Below are 20803 nucleotides of genomic sequence, written 5' to 3'. Positions count from 1 at the left end.
AATTTTAAGACATGAATAAATTAATAAAAAGAGTTTCTTTGATGGTTCTGGGCCTGGTGTTTTTTGCACCGGCATGTACGGACCTGGAAGAAGAGCTGTATAGCGACGTAACCGCCGATAACTTTTTCACATCTGATGAGGAGTTTGTTGCAGCTCTTGGACAAGCATATTCTTCCTTGCTTGGAATTGGTAACCACTCCAACCTGTGGTCAATTAATGAAATCGCTTCTGATGAGTTGGTGATTACCACCAAAGGTGGTGACTGGTATGATGGGGGTATATTATTACAACTGCATCAGCACGAGTACACCGCTGACAATGGATTCTTCAATAACACCTGGGGATTCTGTTATTCAGGCGTAAATACCTGTAACCGTTTGATCTATCAGTTCGAACAGCTGGGAACAGAGGAAGCAGATGCGTTTATCGCTGAGTTGAGAGCTGTGCGTGCCCTTTGGTACTACTGGCTATTAGATGCGTTCGGGAATGTGCCTTTGGTGACTGATTTCACCGATACGGAAACCGCTGGTAATTCTACCCGTCAGCAGGTATTTAACTTCGTAGAGTCAGAGTTGAATGAGATCATTCCATTATTGAGTGAGGCCAAAGATGCTTCTACCTATGGTAGAATCAATAAGTGGGGAGCACTCGCCATCAGGGCTAAGCTTTATCTTAACGCTGAAGTTTATACTGGTACTGCCCGATGGGCTGATGCCGAAGCTGATGCTGACGCGATCATCAATTCAGGACTTTACTCCCTTGAGAGTAATTATGCATCGAATTTCCAGACAGACAATGCTGGCTCACAGGAGAATATCTTCGTAGTACCTTACGATCAGGTATTTGCACAGGGTTTCAACTGGCATCAGATGACTTTGCATTATGGAAGTCAGAACACTTTCAATCTCCAGGATCAGCCATGGAATGGTTATGCCACTGTGGAGGAGTTCTACAACTCCTACATCGACCCATCTGTGAATCCTGGTCCCCAGGGTGATGTTTATGCGGGACTTGCCCAGGCAACAAGCATTGGTACAGTAGATTCAAGACTATCTAACTTCATCGTTGGACCTCAGTTTAATCCCGATGGAAGCAGAACTGAAGATGCGGGTGTGGAGCCTACCGATCCTGATGGAGCGCCACTTACCTTTACGCCTCAGCACAATTCGATTTTCCCTGATGGATTCCGTCAGGCCGGAGCGCGAATTGGTAAATATGAGATCGCTTTGGGTTCTACACCTAACCTGAGTAATGACTTTGTGATCTTCCGTTTGGGAAATATTCTCCTGACCAAGGCAGAAGCTGATTTCCGTCAGGGAAATACTGTTGATGCACTTGCGATGGTTAATCAGATCAGAAGCAGAGCCGGGGTTGCACCGTTTACTTCTCTTGATGCCAATAACCTGCTTGCTGAGTGGGGCCGTGAGATGTATGCAGAGATGACCAGACGCCAGGATTTGATCAGATTTGGAAAGTTTGATGATCCATGGTGGGAAAAAGGTTCTTCTGACAGCCACTATGCTGTGTTCCCTATTCCACAGGTACAGCTGGATGCCAACAACAAGCTGAAGCAGAACGAAGGATATAATTAAAAAGAATAATTTCTTAAAGAAAAGGCAAGCGGCTTCTGTTGCTTGCCTTTTTTTTAGTTTTGGAGGAGCGAATTCATCCTCATTATTTCCATGAGACAACCAGCCATCATTTTTTCTCTATTTTGTTGGGCGTTTTCCTGTGCTCCTTCAGAGGAGCCTTCGAATAGACGCTTCCTACTTTTGGAGTCTACAGGAATAAATTTCCAAAACACTTTGGACTATACTGAAGACGTCAATCCCTATACCTTCAAGAATTTCTACAACGGAGGGGGTGTTGGAGTCGGAGATATTAACAATGACGGGTTTCAGGACGTTTTTTTCTGTGGAAACATGGTTTCTAATAGATTATATCTGAACAAAGGAAACTCGCCAGGAAAGGGTATCCAGTTTGAAGATATCACCGAGTCCGCTGGTCTCCTTTCGGAAAATGTCTGGAGCACGGGAGTGAGTTTTGTTGACATCAACTACGACGGCTGGATGGATATTTATGTTTGCAAATCCGGTCCTCCCGGAGGTCAAAACAGAAGAAATTCACTCTATATCAACAACGGTGATCTGACATTCCGGGAAGAGGCAGAAAAATATGGGTTGGACAACCTGGGACTTTCCACACACGCATCATTTTTTGATTATGACCGTGACGGTGACCTGGATTGTTACCTGCTGAATAATTCTATCCGATCGGTGGGCGGTTATGATCTGATCAAAGATCAACGTCAGATTCCTGATTCGCTTGGTGGAAATATGCTACTCAGAAATGATGACAACAGGTTTGTGGATGTGTCTGAAGAAGCTGGAATTTATAGTAGTAGTATTGGCTTTGGGCTGGGAGTAACCATTAGTGACATTGACCTGGATGGTTGGCTGGACATCTATGTCTCCAACGATTTTTTTGAGCGCGACTATTTGTACATCAATCAACGGAACGGAACGTTCACAGAATCACTGACCTCCTACATGACCGAGATATCCATGGGCTCCATGGGTGCTGATATCGCTGACCTGAACAATGACGGGTATAATGAGGTATTTGTAACCGAGATGCTACCTGAGCGACACGACCGGGTCATGTCAAAGGCCTCTTTTGAAGGCTGGGATAAGTATCAGTTACAAGTGCAGCAAGGCTACTATCACCAATTTGGGAGAAATGCCCTCCAGCTGAATAACCGGAATGGCACCTTCAGTGAAGTATCCAGATTGGCAGGTGTGGAAGCTACCGACTGGAGCTGGGGAGCTTTGATTTTTGACATGAATAACGATGGCTACAGTGATCTTTTTGTAGCGAATGGGATTTATAAAGACTTACTCGATCAGGATTATATCAATTTCATGGCGAATCCGGAAGCCATCAGAAAAATGCTTCAGGACGATGGAAATGCCATCAAAAAGTTGATTGATATGATCCCGTCGGAACCCTTGGCTAACTATGCTTATGAAAATCAGGGGGGCCTTGGATTTAAAAATGCTGCAAATGAGTGGGGGTTGGATCATCTGACATTCTCCAATGGCTCCGCCTACGCAGATCTGGACAATGATGGGGATTTGGATCTCTTGCTGAACAATGTAAATATGCCAGCCTCTGTCTATGAAAACCGCTCTGGTGGGCATGGGCGAAACTTTGTTTCCATATCGCTGCAGGGGAAAAGTAAAAATTTAAATGCCATTGGCAGCAAAGTTTGGGTCTATGGGGATGGTAAAAGTTGGTCCAGAGAACTCACCCCCATGCGGGGATTTCAGTCTTCAGTGGATCAGCGGCTTCATTTCGGACTGGGTGCACTTGAACGCATTGACAGTGTGGTGATTCAGTGGCCCGATGGTCAGGTGAGTAGCGCATCAGAGGTTGACATTAATCGTATCGTGCAGATTTCTTACAAAGGTCAGGATGAGTCTCTGGTATCAGAAGACATTCAGGGCAAGCGTATTTTTCAATCCGTTGAGTCATCTGTGTTGCCCTACGCTCACATAGAAAACACTTATGTGGATTTTGATCGGGATCGTCTGCTCTTTGATATGGCCTCTAACGAAGGGCCATGCGCCTGTAAGGGGGATGTGAATGGTGATGGTCTGGAGGATGTCTATTTGGGTGGTGCCAGAGGACAGGCCGGTAGGATTTACCTCCAGCATAAGGGCGGTTCCTTCGTAGAAGCCCAGCGGTTGGATGCAGAAGCAGGTTCGGAGGATATGGATTGCGCTTTTTCAGATATTGATCAGGATGGAGACGTTGATCTGATCGTGGCGAGTGGGGGAAGTGAGTTTACAGGGATGAACCTCGAGCTGAGGGATAGAATTTATACCAATAGTCAGGGAATGTTTGAGTTGAAGCTGGAGGCATTGCCGGGTACAGAGTTGCGTAGCACAGGGACTGTTTCGGTGAGTGATTTTGATGGAGATGGATTTCCTGATTTATTTTTCGGTGACCGGCTGAAGCCTCAGTACTTTGGCCTGCCTGTCTCAGGGCATCTGTTCCACAATCGGGGAGATGGCACATTCGAGGAAGTAGCAGCCACCGCCCCACTGAAGGACATAGGGCTGATCACAGATTCAAAATGGGCTGATATTGATGGAGACGGTGACCAGGACCTGCTGCTGGCTGGCGAGTGGATGCCCCTGAAGGTATTTATCAATCAGAATGGACGTTTTACAGAGTCTTTAGAGGCTGGTTTTTCTGGTTCCGCCGGAATGTACCATGTGTTGGAAATGGCGGATGTAGATGGAGATGGGGACCTTGACCTGATGGCCGGCAATAATGGCACCAATTCCCGATTTCAGGCCACTCCTGAAGCGCCCATGAGGATTTATGTGGGTGATTTTGATAGAAATGGCAGCATAGAACACATCACGGCTTACTATCGGGAGGGGGCCTATTTCCCTATGGTTCAACTGAAAGACCTGATCAAGCAACTCCCGGCTATGAAGAAAAAATTTCTGAGGTATGAAGTGTACAAAACAGCACGTATGACCGATTTATTGAGTGAGCAGGAGATGGAGGGAGTGGTGATTTATGAGGTTTCGGATCTTGAGACCGCTCTTTACCTCAATGATGGCTCGGGAATTTTTACGAAAACACCATTGCCTCGTGAGGCACAGTTTTCCCCGGTTTATGCCATCCATTTTGGAGATTATAATGAAGACGGAAAAATAGATTTTGTACTGGCGGGAAACCAGCACAAGGCAAAACCAGAAACAGGCATTTACGCTGCCAGCTATGGCCAGTTATTTCTGGGTGAGGGTGCGGGACGTTTTCGTTATACGTACCCAGACGAATCAGGAATATCTACCACTGGGGATGTCAGAAGGCTTTTGGAGGTGAACACAGAGGCTGGGCCATTACTATTGTTTATGAAAAATAATGATCAACCTTATATAGTGACGTATTAGTGATGAGAAATGTAGTGTATTCGATAGGACTAATCGCCATCATGCTGGCAGGATGCCAGTCGCACCCCTATCAGGAGATGGAGGAGCGTGAGTTGGCAAGCGGCGTACGGTATGATTCCCTCTTGATGGGAATGACTTTTGGCATGAGCCTTCAGGATTTTTTTGATCGGTGCATGGACCTCAACAGACAAAAACTTATTTATCAGGGCCCGGGAGCCAGGATCGTGGAGTATGTGATCAAGGAAGATGTTAAATCCCCGGTGACTGTACAGTTTCAGCCCTCTTTTCATGAAGATCGGCTTTACGAAATGTCGTATGACTATTTTTACAATGCCTGGGCCCCCTGGAATACAGAGTTCGGATCCGACTCACTTATTTTGACTGTCAAAGACATGACAGAAGACTCATTTGGGGGCGGATTTCTGGCCATTGAACATGCAGAGAAACCAACTGCCTATGCAAAAGTGGATGGAAATAGAAGGATCTCTATTTCAGCAAAGGATGAAAGGAGAGTGTTGGTGCGTTTTACCGACCTTACTGTGGCCAAGCAACTCAATAAATAGACTTTGAAACGTATGAAATATTTTTACTTTTTCGTGGTGTCCTTTTTGATTATTTCCTGCCAACAGGAGACTGAGAAGGAAACTGATACACTTTTCAGAAAGGTATCTGAGGCGGAGTCCGGTATCGACTTTGCCAATGAACTAGAGTTTGACAAAGACTTCAATATTTTCACCTACCGCAACTTCTATAATGGCGGTGGTGTCGGTTTGGGCGATTTTAACAACGATGGGTTGTTGGATATTTACTTCACCGCCAACCAGAAAAAGAACAAGCTCTACCTTAATGAAGGCGGAATGAAGTTCAGGGACATTTCCAGGTCCGCTGGGGTGGAGGGAAATAAAGCCTGGAGCACGGGAGTCAGTCTGGTAGATATTAATGGAGATGGCCTATTGGATATTTATGTCTGTAACTCGGGAGACATAGCCGGAGATAGTAAGGAGAATGAACTGTTCATTAATAAAGGCGACCTCACCTTTCGTGAAAGTGCCGCTGAGTATGGACTCGCTGATCCGGGGTTTTCAACCCACGCCGCATTTTTTGATTACGACAAAGACGGAGACCTGGACATGTACCTGCTCAATAACTCCTATCAGGCCATTGGGAGTTTTGACCTCAGAAGAAATGAAAGACCGAGAAGAGATCCTGTGGGAGGTGATAAGCTGTTTAGAAATGACAATGGCAAGTTTCTGGATGTGAGCGATGCGGCGGGGATCTATGGTAGCATCATAGGATTTGGGCTTGGCGTTACGGTGGGGGATATCGATGGCGACCACTGGCAGGATATCTACGTTTCCAATGACTTTTTCGAACGGGACTATCTTTATCTGAACAATCAGGATGGTACTTTCAGGGAAGTGCTGGAAGACCAGATCAGAAGCCTGAGTGCAGCATCTATGGGTGCTGATCTTTCTGACATCAACAATGATAGCAGGCCTGATATTTTCGTGACAGATATGCTTCCTGAGCCCGACGAACGGGTGAAAACCGTAACCACCTTCGAGAACTGGGACAAGTACCAGTACAACCTCCAGAATGGCTATTACCACCAGTTTACCAGAAACATGCTTCAGCTGAACAATGGGGACAATACCTTCAGTGAGATTGGTCGTTTGGCAGGTGTGGAAGCTACAGATTGGAGCTGGGGAGCGTTGATTTTTGATTTTCAGAATGATGGTCTGAAGGACATTTTTATCGCCAATGGAATCTATCAGGACCTGACTGATCAGGATTTTTTGCATTATGTGAAACAGGAAGAGGTCGTGAAAAAGCTGGTTTCAGGCTCCGGGGTAGATTATAAAAGCCTCATAGACCTTATTCCGTCAAGGCCAATTGCTAATTACGCCTATTTGAATCAGGGAAATCTCCAGTTTGTCAATCGATCACAGGAGTTTGGATTGGGCGAACCGGGCTTTTCGAATGGGTCGGCCTACGGAGACCTGGACAATGATGGAGACCTGGACCTGATTGTGAACAATGTCAATCGTCCATCCTGGGTGTTTGAAAACCAAACGGATAGGCTTTATCTCGAAAATAGTTATTTGCGCTTTGAATTAACCGGGCAGGGTCAGAATAGTGGAGCCTTCGGAACCCGGATCGAGGTTTTCTTAGCGAACACCACGCTTTACTTGGAAAACATGCCCATCAGAGGCTTTGAGTCCACCGTGGACAGCCGCCCGCTTTTTGGGTTAGGTTTAGCAAAAGTGGCCGATTCGGTAAAGATTTACTGGGCAGGTGGGGCGATTCAGACACTCACCAATGTAGAAGCGAATCAGACATTGGCCCTCAAAGAACCGGAGGAGAATGTGAGCACTCCACCTAAAAAGTTGAGCAGGGAGACGATTTTTCAGTCCGTGCCAGGCTCATCGTTTGTTCATCAGGAGAGCAAATGGGTGGATTTTGATAAGGACAGGTTGGTTTACCACATGCGGTCTACAGAAGGGCCATGCTTATGCACAGGGGATGTCAACAATGATGGTCTGGAGGATTATTACATTGGTGGAGCAGCAGGTCAGGCAGGAGCCCTTTTTATGCAAAAGTCGTCCGGTGTTTTCGAGAAGATGCCGACATCTTTTACTGGAAATGAGGTGGAGTATGAAGATGTTGATTGTGCCTTTTTTGATGCGGATGGTGATGGGTTTCAGGACCTCTATGTAGCCAGTGGAAGCTCCGAGTTTTCTGATTTGTCATCAGCGCTAGGGGATCGGTTATACCTTAATCTGAAAGGAAATGGCTTTGCAAAGCAAAATAAAATTTACCCGAATGGAAGGTATGAAAATACCTCATCAGTGGTGCCCGGAGATGTGGATGGTGATGGCGATTTGGACCTGTTCGTGGGGATTAGGATGGTGCCCGGATATTATGGGGTACCTGCCTCCAGTTACCTGCTGATCAATGATGGCCGGGGCAATTTTGAGACGGACATGGAGCTTTCTGCGGCGTTCCAGGACATGGGAATGGTCACAGATGCCAGCTGGCAGGATATGGATGGTGATGGAGATGCGGACCTGATAGCTGTGGGTGAGTGGATGCCCATGATGTATTTCTCTAACAGGGGCGGGAATTTGGTCAGAGATAGTCTGCCCAACCTACCGGAAACTGCTGGCTGGTGGAATACCATCGAAGTGGCGGATTTCAACAATGATGGACGTCCCGACCTGGCAGTAGGGAATCATGGCAGCAACAGCCGATTTCAGGCCTCTCAGACACAGCCGGTGACCATGTACGTCAATGATTTTGATCAGAATGGTACCATTGAGCAAATTGTCACGCAGTATAATGGGGACAAAGCCTATCCCATGGTACTGAGGCATGATCTGATTATGCAGCTTCCACATTTGAAGAAAAAGTACCTGGAATGGGGCGATTATAAGAATCAGGAGATGACGGATGTGTTTCCTCCGGAGGCGCTTGCCAGGTCCAAAAAGTACGAAGTAACAGAACTGGAAACAGTGGTTTATCTAAGTGGTCCCGGTGGCTACACCAGGGCCTCTCTTCCCATAGAAGCTCAATTCTCTGTGACCTACGCGCTGGAAGCCATGGATGTGAACAGGGATGGTAATATGGACCTGTTGGTGGGTGGTAACCTCAATGATACTAAACCAGAAGTGGGCCGCTATGATGCCAACTACGGGCTGGTACTTTTGGGAGACGGTAATGGCGGTTTCAGTGCGATGAAAGCAGCTGAGTCCGGGCTGTACCTCAATGGACAAACACGAGGGATCAAAGTGATTGAAACACAAGCAGGGCCAAAGATTATTGTAGCCAACAATAATGATGCGATGCAAATCTTCACAGGGAAAAGTAAAAAATGATGTCGATACGTACCACTTGTCTGTTAACGCTCTTTGTTTCTGTTATTTCCTGTAAGGAACAGTCACCGAGGGAGCTGCTGGAATATGTACCGTCAGAAACATCTGGGGTCACCTTTTCTAATACACTCACAGAAGATGAGCAATTTAACATTGTGGATTACTTGTATTTCTACAATGGCGGAGGTGTGGCTGTTGGGGATATTAATAATGACGGCCTGGAGGACATCTATTTTACGGCCAACCAGAAGGAGAACAAGCTCTATTTGAATAAGGGCGATTTCCGGTTTGAGGAAATTACCGAATCTGCGGGGGTAAGCTCGCCAGGTGCCTGGAAGACCGGAGTGACGATGGCCGATGTGAATGCGGACGGTTATCTGGATATCTATGTGTGCAGGGTAGGGAAGTATAAGGGGATCTCTGGACAAAACCAGCTGTTTATTAACAATGGAGACCTCACCTTTACGGAGAGCGCCGCTCTGTACGGCCTGGATTTTAAAGGATTTTCAACCCAGGCTGCATTTTTCGATTTCGACAATGATCAGGACCTTGACGTGTATCTTTTGAATCATTCGGTCCATACCAAAAGGAGTTATGGCCGCTCCGCTCTGCGCCTGGATGAAGATTCCCTGGCGGGAGATTTACTGCTCAGAAATGATGGTGGGGTATTTGTGGACGTGACTAAAAGTGCTGGCATCTATAATTCTCAGATAGGATATGGCCTGGGAATCGGGCTTTCTGATTTTAATTTCGACGGGTATACGGACATCTATATTTCCAATGATTTTCATGAAAATGACTACCTCTATCTGAATAATCAGGACGGTACATTTACTGAATCCATTGGCAGCATGATCACCCACAGCAGCCGGTCCTCCATGGGCAATGATATCGGCGATATCAACAACGATGGACTGCCAGAGATCATTACCCTGGACATGCTACCAGCAGATGAAAAAGTGCTCAAAAACTCCGCCGGTGAGGAGTCTTATGAAATCTACAAACTCAAACAGACCTTTGGCTACGAGAAGCAGTTTGCTCGCAATATGCTCCAGCTCAATAACGGAGATGGCACCTTCTCAGAGGTAGGATTGATGACCGGAGTAGCGGCTACGGACTGGAGCTGGGCTCCCCTTTTTGCTGATCTGGATTTGGATGGGTATAAAGATCTTTTCATTTCAAATGGGATCGTGAAGCGACCGAATGATCTGGATTATATCATGTTCCTCTCTGCCAATGATTTCAAAGTGGGGAATGATGAGATTAGCGACTCAGCTTTGATTGCACAGATGCCAGATGGAAAAGTTGAGAATTATGTTTTCAGAAATCAGGGTGGAAAGTCCTTTGAAAATGTATCTGCATCCTGGGCGAAATTTGAGAAGACAGTCTCTACCAGTTCGGTCTATGCAGATCTGGACAATGATGGAGACCTGGATTTGGTCGTGAATAACATCAACGGTCAGGCACAGATAATAAAGAATAACCAGCGGGAAAACAATTACCTGAAAGTGACTTTGAAAGGCCAGGGGGGGAACCCAAATGGCGTGGGCACCAAAGTAAAGCTTTATGCAGGAGGTAAGTTGCAGTATCAGGAGCTCTTTCCCGATAGGGGCTTCCAATCCAGCACCACCAAGGAACTGGTATTTGGAATGGGTAAGAGTGCGAGCGTTGATTCTTTACGCATAATATGGCCCGGAGGCAGTACTCAGTTGCTTCAGGAGTTAAGCGCTAACCAGACCATTGTCGTTAACCAGGCGGAGGCCAAAAGCATTTTTGAATACGGGAGCGTGGGGCGGCAACCTATTTTGGAGGATGTGACCGAACAAAGTCAGCTCGCATTCAGGCACTATGAAAACCCCTTTGTTGATTTTAACTCGCAGTACCTTATTCCCCATGTGATCTCGCGTGATGGCCCGGCCATTGCGGTAGCTGACGTGAATGGAGACGGTCTGGAAGATGCCTACATCAGTGGAGCCTCCGGGAACAATGGAATGCTCTACCTGCAGAATGCCGACGGTACTTTCCGAAAGCATTCGGCAGAGACTTTCCGAAGTAATCCGGCACCCGAGGAAACAGGAGCTTTGTTTTTTGATGCGGATAATGATGGCGATCAGGATTTATACCTCGCTTCAGGTGGTAATGAGTTTCAGCCCCCCAATCCCCGGTTGAATGACAGACTTTTTTACAATGATGGTTTGGGGAATTTCACCCTTCAGGAAGGGGCCTTGGAGGAGAATTTTCAGCACGGATCAGTAGTCATTGCTTCTGATATAGATCATGATGGTGACATGGATTTGTTTGTGGGAGGACGAGTGGTGGCCGGTAAATATGGCCAGATCCCTGAGAGCCGTATCCTTTTCAATATAGGCCCGGGAAGGTTCAGAAACGAAACGGCCGCCCTGGCACCTGAACTGGAACACCTCGGTATGGTCACTGATGCAGTATGGGTGGATCTGGACGATGACAGTTACGAAGACCTGATCATTGTGGGCGAGTGGATGCCTATTACCATTTTTATGAATAAGAAAGGGAAGTTGGAGAAGGCTGATATTCCTGATCTGAATAAGACCAATGGGTGGTGGAATACGATCACTAAAACTGACCTGAACGGAGATGGGCGTCCTGATTTTGTGCTGGGAAATTTGGGTACCAATAGTAAGCTTCAACCGACAACAGACCAACCTGTCCGGATGTATGTCAACGATTTCGATAAAAACCTTTCCCTGGATCAGATCATTACTTACCGGATTGGCGAAAGGGAGTATCCTCTGGCCAACAGGGATGAGCTTGTAAAGCAGATGCCGCTGATCAAGAAATTATTCGTGCTGAATAAGGATTTCTCCGGGAATAGCATCGATGAGATTTTTCAGCCGGATGCACTCAATGCCAGCAAAAGGTATGAGGCACATACTTTTAAGTCGATAGCCTTGATGAACCTCGGAGGTCTCCGGTTCGAACAAAAGGAACTTCCTGCAGTGGCACAGAGAGCGCCCGTTTATGCGATAGCGTCTCTTGACTTGAACAATGACGGAAATCAAGACCTTATCCTTGGCGGAAATATGGAATGGGCAACCCCATATTTTGGGGCATATGATGCCAGTCGGGGTACGGTGCTATTGGGCAATGGACAAGGTGAATTTTCAGTGCCCGCAGCGAGTGAAGCGGGATTGAAAATCCGTGGCGATATCCGGAGTGTGGCTGTGATCCAGTCTGCTAAAGGATCCAAATACATTTTAGTAGGCAGGAATGATGATGTAGCGCTAGTATTTTCTTACTGAGCAAGTATCTTTAAACCCATGGAAATTAACGACAAATCGGGATATACAAGATACCTGGCAAAAGACGACCGGTATCAGCAAATGAAATATCGTCGCTGTGGTCGCAGCGGTGTTCAGTTACCACTTCTTTCACTCGGGCTTTGGCACAACTTTGGGCATGCGGATGACCTGCTTAAAGGACAGCAGATTCTCAGGACAGCTTTCGACCTGGGGATCATACACTTTGACCTGGCCAATAACTATGGGCCTCCTTTTGGATCAGCCGAAACCAATTTTGGGAGATTGTATAAGGAGGATTTCTCGGCCCATCGTGATGAGCTTTTTATTTCCTCAAAAGCAGGATACGACATGTGGCCTGGTCCGTTCGGTAATTTTGGATCAAGAAAATACCTGGTCAACAGCCTGGATCAGAGTCTGAAACGGATGAATCTGGAATATGTGGATCTTTTTTATCACCACCGGCCAGACCCGAACACGCCCCTAGAGGAGACAATGGGTGCGCTGGACTTCATCGTCAGATCAGGGCGGGCTTTGTATGTGGGCATCTCCAATTACCCGGATGATCAGGCCAAGAAAGCAATTGCCATACTCAAGGATTTGGGAACACCTTGCCTCATTCATCAGGCCAGGTATTCTATGTTTGACAGGTGGGTGGAAAAAGGATTAATGAATACACTGGATGACAATGGGGTGGGCTGCATTGCTTTTAGCCCATTGGAACAAGGTATGCTCACTAATAAATACATCAAAGGAATACCTGAAGACAGCCGGGCCGCCAAGGGGATGACTTACTTGCAGAGAGAGACAGTTGAGGCTAATTTGTCGAAGATCAAAGGTCTGCATGCCATTGCCGAGGCCAGAGGCCAGTCACTGAGTGACATGGCGATCGCCTGGTTGCTGAAAGACGAGCGACTCACTTCTGTACTGGTGGGGGTGAGTAGTGCCGAGCAGCTGAGGGCTAACGTGAAGGCTTTGGACAATCTGAGTTTTGAGGCAGATGAGCTCCGGCAGATTGAGGACATCTTAAAGAGCTGATCCTTGATCAAAGGAAAAAAAACCCGCACCGACTTTGTCGGTGCGGGTTTTTGATGTTTAATGGGGTAGCCGCCTCTTAATGTATCCTGGAAGTGAGGTAAGAATCCAGGTTTTGCCTGGTAATAATTTCGATAGGGAAAATCTCTTTTTCCGGCAGAGTCTTCTGGAAGAGCAGGTGGTTCACCAGGTGATTGACTCCTATTTTCGCCATCCGTTTCGGATTTTGATTGATCAGAAAATCAATGGTACCTTTTCTAAGGTATCGGAGGTTTTCTTCCAGTAAATCATAGCCCACCAGCCGAATGTGCTCCAAACTATATTTCTCAAGTATTTGGGCTACGATGTAGGTGCCTTTGGAGGTAGTTACAAATATTCCAAGCAGGTCAGGGTTAAGGATGGCTTCTTTGATGTGATCTTCTACTTCATTCGGGGTACTCAGGTCCAGGCTGATTACCTGATATGGTTGCTCCTGAAAATACTGTCTGAGTCCATGCTCCTTGGCCATGAGGTGAACGGAGTTGTCACGGTTTTCATATAGGTGAAGTGACATGATGGTTCGTCTGGAACCACCTGCCAGGCCGAGGAGCTCACCAGCCACCTTCCCACTTTGCACCAGGTTTTGGCCAATAAAACACAAAGGGTCGGCTTCCGGAATGTTCGTGTTGAAAAGGACATAAGGTATGGCGTGCACTTTTAATTGGTTCAGTAGCTCGATGGATTCGTGGTGAAAGACAGGAGCGATAAGAATACCGTCCGGTTTACTTCCGAGCACACCCTCTGTGGTGGTTTTAAACGAACCGGGATTATAGAGATCAAAGAAAATGCAATTGATTTCTACATCATAATAGGACCACTCTTCAATACTCTGCAATATCCCCGCTTCAGCCAGTGCCCAGTAATCATCCTGCGTGGGGTCTGGCAATAGGGCAGTGATTTTGAGCGTCTTATTAGAGCCCAGGGTTCTGGCGATGAGGTTGGGTTTGTACCCTGTGCGGTTGAGCACTTCTTCCACCTTTTGTTGTGCGTCACTGGATACTTTGCCCCTTCCATGCAACACCCGGTCTACAGTGCCCACTGATACCCCAGCCATTTGCGCAATATCCTTGATCCTGATATTCTTCTTTTCAATCATGTCTGAACAGATAATGGCCAAAACTAATCAAAACCTGAGACACTTGGTGATGTTGGTGTGTGCGCACACATTTTTATTTAAATTAATTGTGTGCGCACACATTTTTTTATACGTTTGTAAAAGATGACCATTTTAGGAGAAGTCAATTGATGTCTTTTCTATCTTTAAACTACCAAACAAAATGACTGACATATTGGAAGAGCCCATTCAGAATAGTCAAATACTCACCCATGAGATGGTTGGGTTACACGAGGAGAAACGTTTTGAAAAGATTCACAACGTTGTCTTTAGCGAATCGTCCATAGGCTCCAGAAGCATTGCCATGGAGATAGCCGATTTGATTCGGCATAAGCAAAGCAAGGGTGATGTGTGTGTATTGGGATTGGCCACAGGGTCCAGTCCAAAGGGTGTTTACAATGAACTGGTCAAAATGCACCAGGAGGAAGGGTTGAGTTTTCACAATGTGGTGACCTTCAACCTGGACGAGTATTTCCCCATAGCGCCCAACTCCAGCCATAGCTACTGGCATTTTATGCATGAGTATTTGTTTGACCACATTGATATAGATCCGCAGAACATTAACATCCCGAAAGGGGATCTGCAGGAGTCTGAAGTTAGAAAATACTGCCTGGAGTATGAGCGTAAGATTGAACTGTATGGGGGTATAGACCTGCAGATACTGGGCATTGGTCGTACGGGGCATATTGGGTTCAATGAGCCAGGCTCGCATGTCAATTCAATCACCAGACTCGTCACCCTGGATCAGGTGACGCGTGAAGATGCTGCTGGTGACTTTTATGGAAAGGAAAATGTTCCCCGCAAGGCCATTACCATGGGCATCGGTACCATACTGAAGGCGAAACGAATTCTGCTGATGGCCTGGGGTGAGAGCAAGGCCACAGTGGTGGGCAGGATGATCGAGGGTGATATTTCAGGAGAAATACCTGCCACTTATCTTCAGCAGCATCACAATACCACAGTGGTTCTGGATACAGGATCTTCTGCTTATCTGAAGCGAATCTACACGCCCTGGTTGGTAGGCGGTTGCAAATGGGATGATTTCACGACCAAGCGAGCGGTGGTATGGCTTTGTCGGCAGACGGGTAAGCCAATACTCAAGCTTACTGAGCGTGATTATAATGATCATGGAATGAACGACCTCATTACTGCTTATCCTTCTACCTATGAGCTGAACATCAAGATGTTCAATGCACTCCAGCATACCATTACCGGGTGGCCGGGAGGCAAGCCCAACGCAGATGATTCTCAACGACCTGAGCGTGCCTTGCCTGCTCAAAAAAGAGTCGTACTTTTCAGCCCTCACCCTGATGATGACGTGATCTCTATGGGAGGTACTTTTATTCGCTTGCATGACCAGGGGCATGAGGTGCATGTGGCTTATCAAACTTCCGGGAACATAGCTGTTTTTGACGAAGAGGTGATCCGCTTCGCAGATTTCTACAACGAGCTGAAAAACTCTCAGGACAACAAACAGTCAGGGCAAAAGGAGTTTTATCAAAAAATAAAAACCGATATTCTCAATAAGGGGACCGGTGAAATGGACACAGATGATGTTCGCAGAATCAAGGGACTAATCAGGAGAGGTGAGGCCCGTGCAGGGTGTCGCTTTGTAGGACTACCCGACGAACGCGCACACTTTTTGGACTTGCCATTCTATGAAACAGGTCGGGTGAAAAAACTTCCGATTAGTGATGAGGATGTCAAGATTACGGTCGACTTACTACGAGCGATTCAGCCGCATCAGATTTATGCCGCCGGGGACCTCTCGGATCCACATGGTACTCACAGGGTCTGCCTGGATGTTATTTTCAAAGCACTGGAAGTCCTGAAGGATGACGAATGGCTGAAGGATTGTTATGTCTGGCTGTATCGCGGTGCCTGGCAGGAGTGGGGCATTGAAGATATAGATATGGCTGTGCCCCTGAGTCCGGATGAGTTGATGAAGAAGCGCCAGGCGATCTTCAAGCACCAGTCACAAAAAGATGGAGTGGTTTTTCAGGGAACTGACGGTCGGGAGTTCTGGCAAAGGGCGGAAGACCGAAACAGGTCTACGGCTAAGCTCTATGATCAGCTTGGTCTGGCAGAGTATGAAGCCATTGAAGCCTTCAAGCGCTACCATTTTTAATTCACACATCAGAGACCTTATTAAATAACCGGATATGCTTTTACATACCCTTGACTGGATCATTATTGCCATTTTCTTCGCCATTGTACTGGGCATCGGCTGGGTAGCTTCCCGTACTGCCGGTCAGAGCTCAGAAGAATACTTCCTGGGTGGGCGGGGCATGCCCTGGTGGCTGCTTGGAGTGTCCATGGTAGCCTGCACGTTCTCTGCTGACACACCCAACCTGGTGACCGGATTTGTGCGTGAAAGTGGAGTGTCTAAAAACTGGGCCTGGTGGGCCTTTCTGATTACGGGAATGGTGACCGTGTTTATCTACGCCAGACTTTGGAGGAAGTCACGGGTCAATACCGATCTGGAATTTTATGAAATACGATACGGAGGTAAGCTCGCGTCTTTTTTGCGGGGATTTAGAGCTATTTATTTAGGAGTGTTTTTCAATACCCTGATCATGGGGTCTGTGACCCTGGCGGCTATCAAGATTGGTGCAGTGATGCTGGGATTGGAACCCTGGGTGGTGGTGGTAGGTGCTTCCATTGTGGTGGTGATTTATGCATCGCTTGGCGGCATCAAAGGAGTGGTATGGGCGGACTTTTTCCAGTACGGAATAGCCATGTTTGGCGCGGTATATGCAGCCTATGTGGCGGTAAGTCAGCCGGAGGTTGGGAGCCTTTCCGAGTTGATGAGTAACCCTATTATTGCCGATAAGATCAGCGTCATTCCGGATTTCAGTAGTGCTTCGGTATGGGTGCCATTGTTATTGATCCCGCTGGCCGTGCAGTGGTGGGCCGTTTGGTATCCGGGAGCTGAGCCTGGTGGTGGTGGTTATATCGCCCAGCGTATGCTTTCTGCCAAAGACGAAAAAAATGCCATTGGGGCAACTTTACTGTTCAACTTTGCGCATTATGCCCTCAGGCCCTGGCCGTGGATCATCGTGGCGCTGGCTTCCATGGTGATTTACCCGGATCTGGCATCTATTCAGGCCGAGTTTCCGGATATAGATCCTACTTATTTGAAAGATGACATTGCTTATCCTGTGATGCTGTCAAAGCTGGGAACAGGCTGGATAGGCCTGGTGGTGGCATCTATCATTGCGGCATATATGTCCACCATAGGCACCCACCTTAACTGGGGCTCCTCGTATTTTGTGAATGATTTTTACAAGCGCTTTCTTAAGCCGGATGCTACCGATAAGGAGATGGTGGCCATGGGCAGATGGACCACTGTGATGCTGATGATCATTGCAGGGTTTTTATCCTTGTACGTGCTGGATAATGCTACTCAGGCTTTTAATATTTTGCTGCTTTCCGGAGCTGGATCTGGTGCTATTTACTTGCTGCGCTGGTTCTGGTGGCGAATCAATGCCATCACTGAAATTACCGCAATGATTGTGGCTACTCTTGTTGCCTTTGTGCTGGTGCTGGGTGTAGAGGATGCTACAGTGGCTACAGAGGTTCTGGATGGGTTCACCATGAAACTCCTGATTACCGTGGGTGTTGTTACCATTTCATGGGTGTCCGTTACGCTGCTCACCAGGCCAGAGAATGCCCAGGTTTTGAGGAATTTTTATCGTCTTACTCGTCCGGGAGGGCCAGGATGGAAGCGAGTGGTGGAAGAAGCCAAAGCGGATAACGACCCTTGTGACAATGGAGAAGGGGTGGTCTGGCAAATGCCGCTGCAGGTGCTGTTGATTTTTATTGGGCTGGTCTCGGTTTATTCGGCGCTCTTCTCCATCGGCTCCTTTGTTTATCAGGATGTCTGGTTGGGTATAGGTCTCGGTGTTGTTTCACTCTTGAGTACCGTGGCCCTTTTCAAGGTTTTTGGGAAATTGAAATTTTAGAACGGATGACAATAGGAGTAGATCTAGGAGCCACACAGATCCGGGCAGCCATTTGTCAGGGGGATCAGCTGGAGCACAAGCGCCAGACTTTGCTGGAAAATAAAGAAGTACTGGAAAAGACACTTGATCAAATTTCGGATTTTCTATCCCCGTTGATTAATTCCAATACGGATGGTATCGGAATAGGGGTGCCGGCTGTGGTAGACATTCCCACCGGCACCGTGTACAATTCCAATAACATTAGTTCGTGGAAGCGTGTAGAGCTCAAGCGTGAGTTGGAGATGAGGTTCGGGCTGCCGGTACATGTGAATAATGATGCCAACTGCTTCGCATACGGAGCTTATAAATATGGCTTGAAGTCGCAATGTGACAACATGGTGGGGATTACTCTGGGTACCGGGATAGGAATCGGCCTGGTGCTAAATGGTCGACCTTACTTTGGGAGCAATTGTGGGGCGGGAGAGCTGGGAATTCTGCGGTACCTCGATGCTCGTTATGAAGATTTTAGTAGTAGCGGTTTTTTTGTGACTCAGCACCAAACTACCGCGCAAGCCGCAAATGAGGCGGCAACTAATGGAAATGATGAGGTCATTCCTGTCTGGAAAGAGTATGGGCATCATCTGGGACAATTTGTGAAAATGGTGCTGGCTGCTTATGATCCCGAGGTGATCGCTTTTGGGGGCTCCATTTCCAGGGCTTTTCCGCTATTCGAAGATGAGCTCAGGTCATCCTTGCGGGATTTTCCCTTTCCTGAGACTGTCCGTCGTTTGAAGCTGGTAACCATGGATCAGCAAGACCTTGCCATTCTGGGGGCTGCTGCTTTATGGGATGAGTATGAGCGTTTGGATGGGAGTGCTCTTGAGCTGGAGAGGGAAAAGTAAAACACACCCCTAACCCCTCTCAAGAGGGGAGCAGTCTTGCTGAAAAAGCCAAGGCCGGCTAAATTCTTAGATCAATCTTTATTTCTGGTTGACACACGAATAAGAGGTGTGAAACGTGAACTAAGAGCACGAAAGCGGGAGGATTAATTCAATCCTTGCTCTGCCCCGGTTAGTTTATTTTGATTCTCTGCTGTCAGGGGATTGCATTCAATAAGTTTTAGCTCCTCCTCTTGGGACGGCCGGTCAGGTGCTGGCGGCGGATCAATCCGTATTTCTGGGGGATTGCGTTTTTCAAGCATAAATATTAGCTAGTCTAAATAGGAAGAATTCGACATTTCTGACCCCTCTAAATTGACTTCTGAAGGCTTTGATCTTGGCATTGAAAGATTCAGCGGAAGCATTAGTGGATCTGTTGTCAAAGAAGTTCAATATGCTGAGGTAGTGGTTTTGGATAGTTCTTGCCACAGTTCTGAATGATTTGAATCCTGCTTTTTCGACTTTATCATACCACTGTGCCAATTTTGTAAATGCTACGCCTTTAAGTTTAGAGGTTTGATAAATGTGAGCCAGCTCTCTTGAAAGTTTATAAGCTTTTTCCAGGGCTGGATATTTGTTGAAGAGAATCTCGGCACGATGCACTTGAGAAGGAGTCCAATTGTGTTCGTTTTTGAATAGCAAGTACCTGCTTCTGGCGAGCAATTGTTTTTCGGTATCTCCATTTTCTAACCTGTAGGGGACAAAGGACTTTCCTAGCTCTCTAGCTAACTCCATTTCCTTGTTTTCCTGTTCGATGGCCTCCCAACGATAAGCTATACGCATCTCTTGTACGGCATCATAGGCTAGTTTTTGGACATGAAAACGATCAGTGACAAGATCAGCTTTAGTAAAACTTTTCCTGACAATTTTCTCCATGCTGGCAGCCATATCCAATGTAACTTCTTTGACTTTTCTTCTTGCATCGACGGGTATTTGCTTTAAGATGTCATTGACAATTTCACTGTCTGTTCCTTTGATCATTGCCACCAAACTACCTTTTTTGCCTTTAGCTGCTTTGTTGGTGATCACCGTGTAAAGTTCTCCTTGAGAAAGAGCTGTCTCATCGATACTTAAATGGGTGCCTATATTTTGAGGAAAAAGGATCCAGTTGGTAGCATGTTCTCGTTGCTCCCAAGACAGGAAGTTGCTGAGATAAAACACATACTGATGCTCTAATTGCTTGCTGTTTAGGTGGAAGATTTCTGAAAGCAGTTTGCAGCTTATCGGTTTTGAATCCAGAAGGCCCGTTTTAAAAAAAGCGCAAATTCCTCTGTCATTCGCGTACCTGATGCTACCAATTTCCAATCCCTGCTTACATTTTGCCCTGTTTCTTCATTAAGCCATTTCCTACGTTTGATCTTTAGATAACAGGCTTTTCCGCGAATAGGAAAATCTTGAACAGTAACCTCATCAAAGAAACCTTTGGAAGTGAGTTTTACATTTTTGTATTGTTCAGGATGTATGTTTTTTTCAGCTAGATAGATCTGATATTGGCCTTCTTTAATTTCCATACCCGATACATCAAAATAGTCCAACATACCCTCGGGTAATACCAGTTTCAACAAGTCTAATTCCTTCAACTTTTTTAATGGCAAAGAAATACCAACTTCATCTTT

At 46.7% G+C, this 20803-nt stretch carries 12 protein-coding genes; 9 read left to right on the top strand and 3 right to left on the bottom strand.

Annotated elements, in window-relative coordinates; all coding sequences use genetic code 11:
• Nucleotides 1–11 precede the first annotated feature (11 nt).
• The 6 genes from RIH33_RS00060 (at nucleotide 12) to mgrA (ending at nucleotide 13155) form a co-directional block, all read left to right on the top strand.
• Nucleotides 12–1592 carry a RagB/SusD family nutrient uptake outer membrane protein gene (locus RIH33_RS00060; protein ID WP_406651028.1) on the top strand — a complete coding sequence of 527 codons (1581 nt, stop codon included), beginning with the start codon at nucleotides 12–14 and terminating at the stop codon, nucleotides 1590–1592.
• A 213-nt stretch (nucleotides 1593–1805) separates the two neighbouring features.
• Nucleotides 1806–4970 carry a VCBS repeat-containing protein gene (locus RIH33_RS00055; protein WP_406651027.1) on the top strand — a complete coding sequence of 1055 codons (3165 nt, stop codon included), beginning with the start codon at nucleotides 1806–1808 and terminating at the stop codon, nucleotides 4968–4970.
• 2 nt (nucleotides 4971–4972) lie between these two features.
• Nucleotides 4973–5533: a hypothetical protein gene (locus RIH33_RS00050; protein ID WP_406651026.1), complete on the top strand. Its 561-nt coding sequence runs from the start codon at nucleotides 4973–4975 to the stop codon at nucleotides 5531–5533.
• Between the two features lie 12 nt (nucleotides 5534–5545).
• Nucleotides 5546–8845 carry a VCBS repeat-containing protein gene (locus tag RIH33_RS00045; protein ID WP_406651025.1) on the top strand — a complete coding sequence of 1100 codons (3300 nt, stop codon included), beginning with the start codon at nucleotides 5546–5548 and terminating at the stop codon, nucleotides 8843–8845.
• Nucleotides 8842–12120, top strand: a complete 3279-nt coding sequence (locus RIH33_RS00040) for a VCBS repeat-containing protein (protein ID WP_406658683.1) — start codon at nucleotides 8842–8844, stop codon at nucleotides 12118–12120. The genes RIH33_RS00045 and RIH33_RS00040 overlap by 4 nt, the downstream gene beginning before the upstream one ends.
• An 18-nt stretch (nucleotides 12121–12138) precedes the next feature.
• Nucleotides 12139–13155 carry an L-glyceraldehyde 3-phosphate reductase gene (mgrA, locus tag RIH33_RS00035; RefSeq protein WP_406651023.1) on the top strand — a complete coding sequence of 339 codons (1017 nt, stop codon included), beginning with the start codon at nucleotides 12139–12141 and terminating at the stop codon, nucleotides 13153–13155.
• A gap of 76 nt (nucleotides 13156–13231) precedes the next feature.
• Here the strand turns inward: mgrA and RIH33_RS00030 are convergent, their stop codons facing one another.
• Nucleotides 13232–14287, bottom strand: coding sequence for a LacI family DNA-binding transcriptional regulator (locus RIH33_RS00030; RefSeq protein ID WP_406651022.1), 1056 nt, complete (start codon nucleotides 14285–14287; stop codon nucleotides 13232–13234).
• A gap of 235 nt (nucleotides 14288–14522) precedes the next feature.
• On the opposite strand from RIH33_RS00030, the gene nagB reads away from it, so the two are divergent.
• From nagB to RIH33_RS00015, 3 genes are read left to right on the top strand one after another with little or no spacing between them, the layout of a single operon-like run.
• Nucleotides 14523–16433 (top strand): glucosamine-6-phosphate deaminase, encoded by a 1911-nt coding sequence (gene nagB, locus RIH33_RS00025; protein ID WP_406651040.1) that lies wholly within the window; start codon nucleotides 14523–14525, stop codon nucleotides 16431–16433.
• A 34-nt stretch (nucleotides 16434–16467) separates the two neighbouring features.
• Nucleotides 16468–18270: a sodium:solute symporter family protein gene (locus RIH33_RS00020; protein WP_406651021.1), complete on the top strand. Its 1803-nt coding sequence runs from the start codon at nucleotides 16468–16470 to the stop codon at nucleotides 18268–18270.
• Nucleotides 18271–18275: 5 nt separating this feature from the next.
• Entirely contained in the window at nucleotides 18276–19151 is an 876-nt protein-coding gene (locus RIH33_RS00015) for an ROK family protein (protein ID WP_406651020.1), read from the top strand.
• 291 nt (nucleotides 19152–19442) lie between these two features.
• Here RIH33_RS00015 and RIH33_RS00010 read toward each other — a convergent pair whose 3' ends face one another.
• Nucleotides 19443–20348, bottom strand: a complete 906-nt coding sequence (locus RIH33_RS00010) for a transposase (RefSeq protein WP_406651019.1) — start codon at nucleotides 20346–20348, stop codon at nucleotides 19443–19445.
• A 59-nt stretch (nucleotides 20349–20407) separates the two neighbouring features.
• Nucleotides 20408–20803 (bottom strand): hypothetical protein (locus RIH33_RS00005; RefSeq protein ID WP_406651017.1); only part of this gene is annotated, 396 nt, incomplete at its 5' end.

It is taken from the genome of Marinoscillum sp. (assembly GCF_040222955.1).
GTDB lineage: Bacteria > Bacteroidota > Bacteroidia > Cytophagales > Cyclobacteriaceae > Marinoscillum.
Note: the sequence above shows the minus strand (reverse complement) of the source record. Positions and strands in the feature narration are given on the sequence as shown.

Bases quoted from the DNA above. Each gene is read 5' to 3' on its own strand.
- RIH33_RS00060 (WP_406651028.1), top strand. From the start codon at position 12: ATGAATAAATTAATAAAAAGAGTTTCTTTGATGGTTCTGGGCCTGGTG.
- RIH33_RS00050 (WP_406651026.1), top strand. From the start codon at position 4,973: ATGAGAAATGTAGTGTATTCGATAGGACTAATCGCCATCATGCTGGCA.
- RIH33_RS00045 (WP_406651025.1), top strand. From the start codon at position 5,546: ATGAAATATTTTTACTTTTTCGTGGTGTCCTTTTTGATTATTTCCTGC.
- RIH33_RS00040 (WP_406658683.1), top strand. From the start codon at position 8,842: ATGATGTCGATACGTACCACTTGTCTGTTAACGCTCTTTGTTTCTGTT.
- mgrA (WP_406651023.1), top strand. From the start codon at position 12,139: ATGGAAATTAACGACAAATCGGGATATACAAGATACCTGGCAAAAGAC.
- RIH33_RS00030 (WP_406651022.1), bottom strand. From the start codon at position 14,287: ATGATTGAAAAGAAGAATATCAGGATCAAGGATATTGCGCAAATGGCT.
- nagB (WP_406651040.1), top strand. From the start codon at position 14,523: ATGGTTGGGTTACACGAGGAGAAACGTTTTGAAAAGATTCACAACGTT.
- RIH33_RS00020 (WP_406651021.1), top strand. From the start codon at position 16,468: ATGCTTTTACATACCCTTGACTGGATCATTATTGCCATTTTCTTCGCC.
- RIH33_RS00015 (WP_406651020.1), top strand. From the start codon at position 18,276: ATGACAATAGGAGTAGATCTAGGAGCCACACAGATCCGGGCAGCCATT.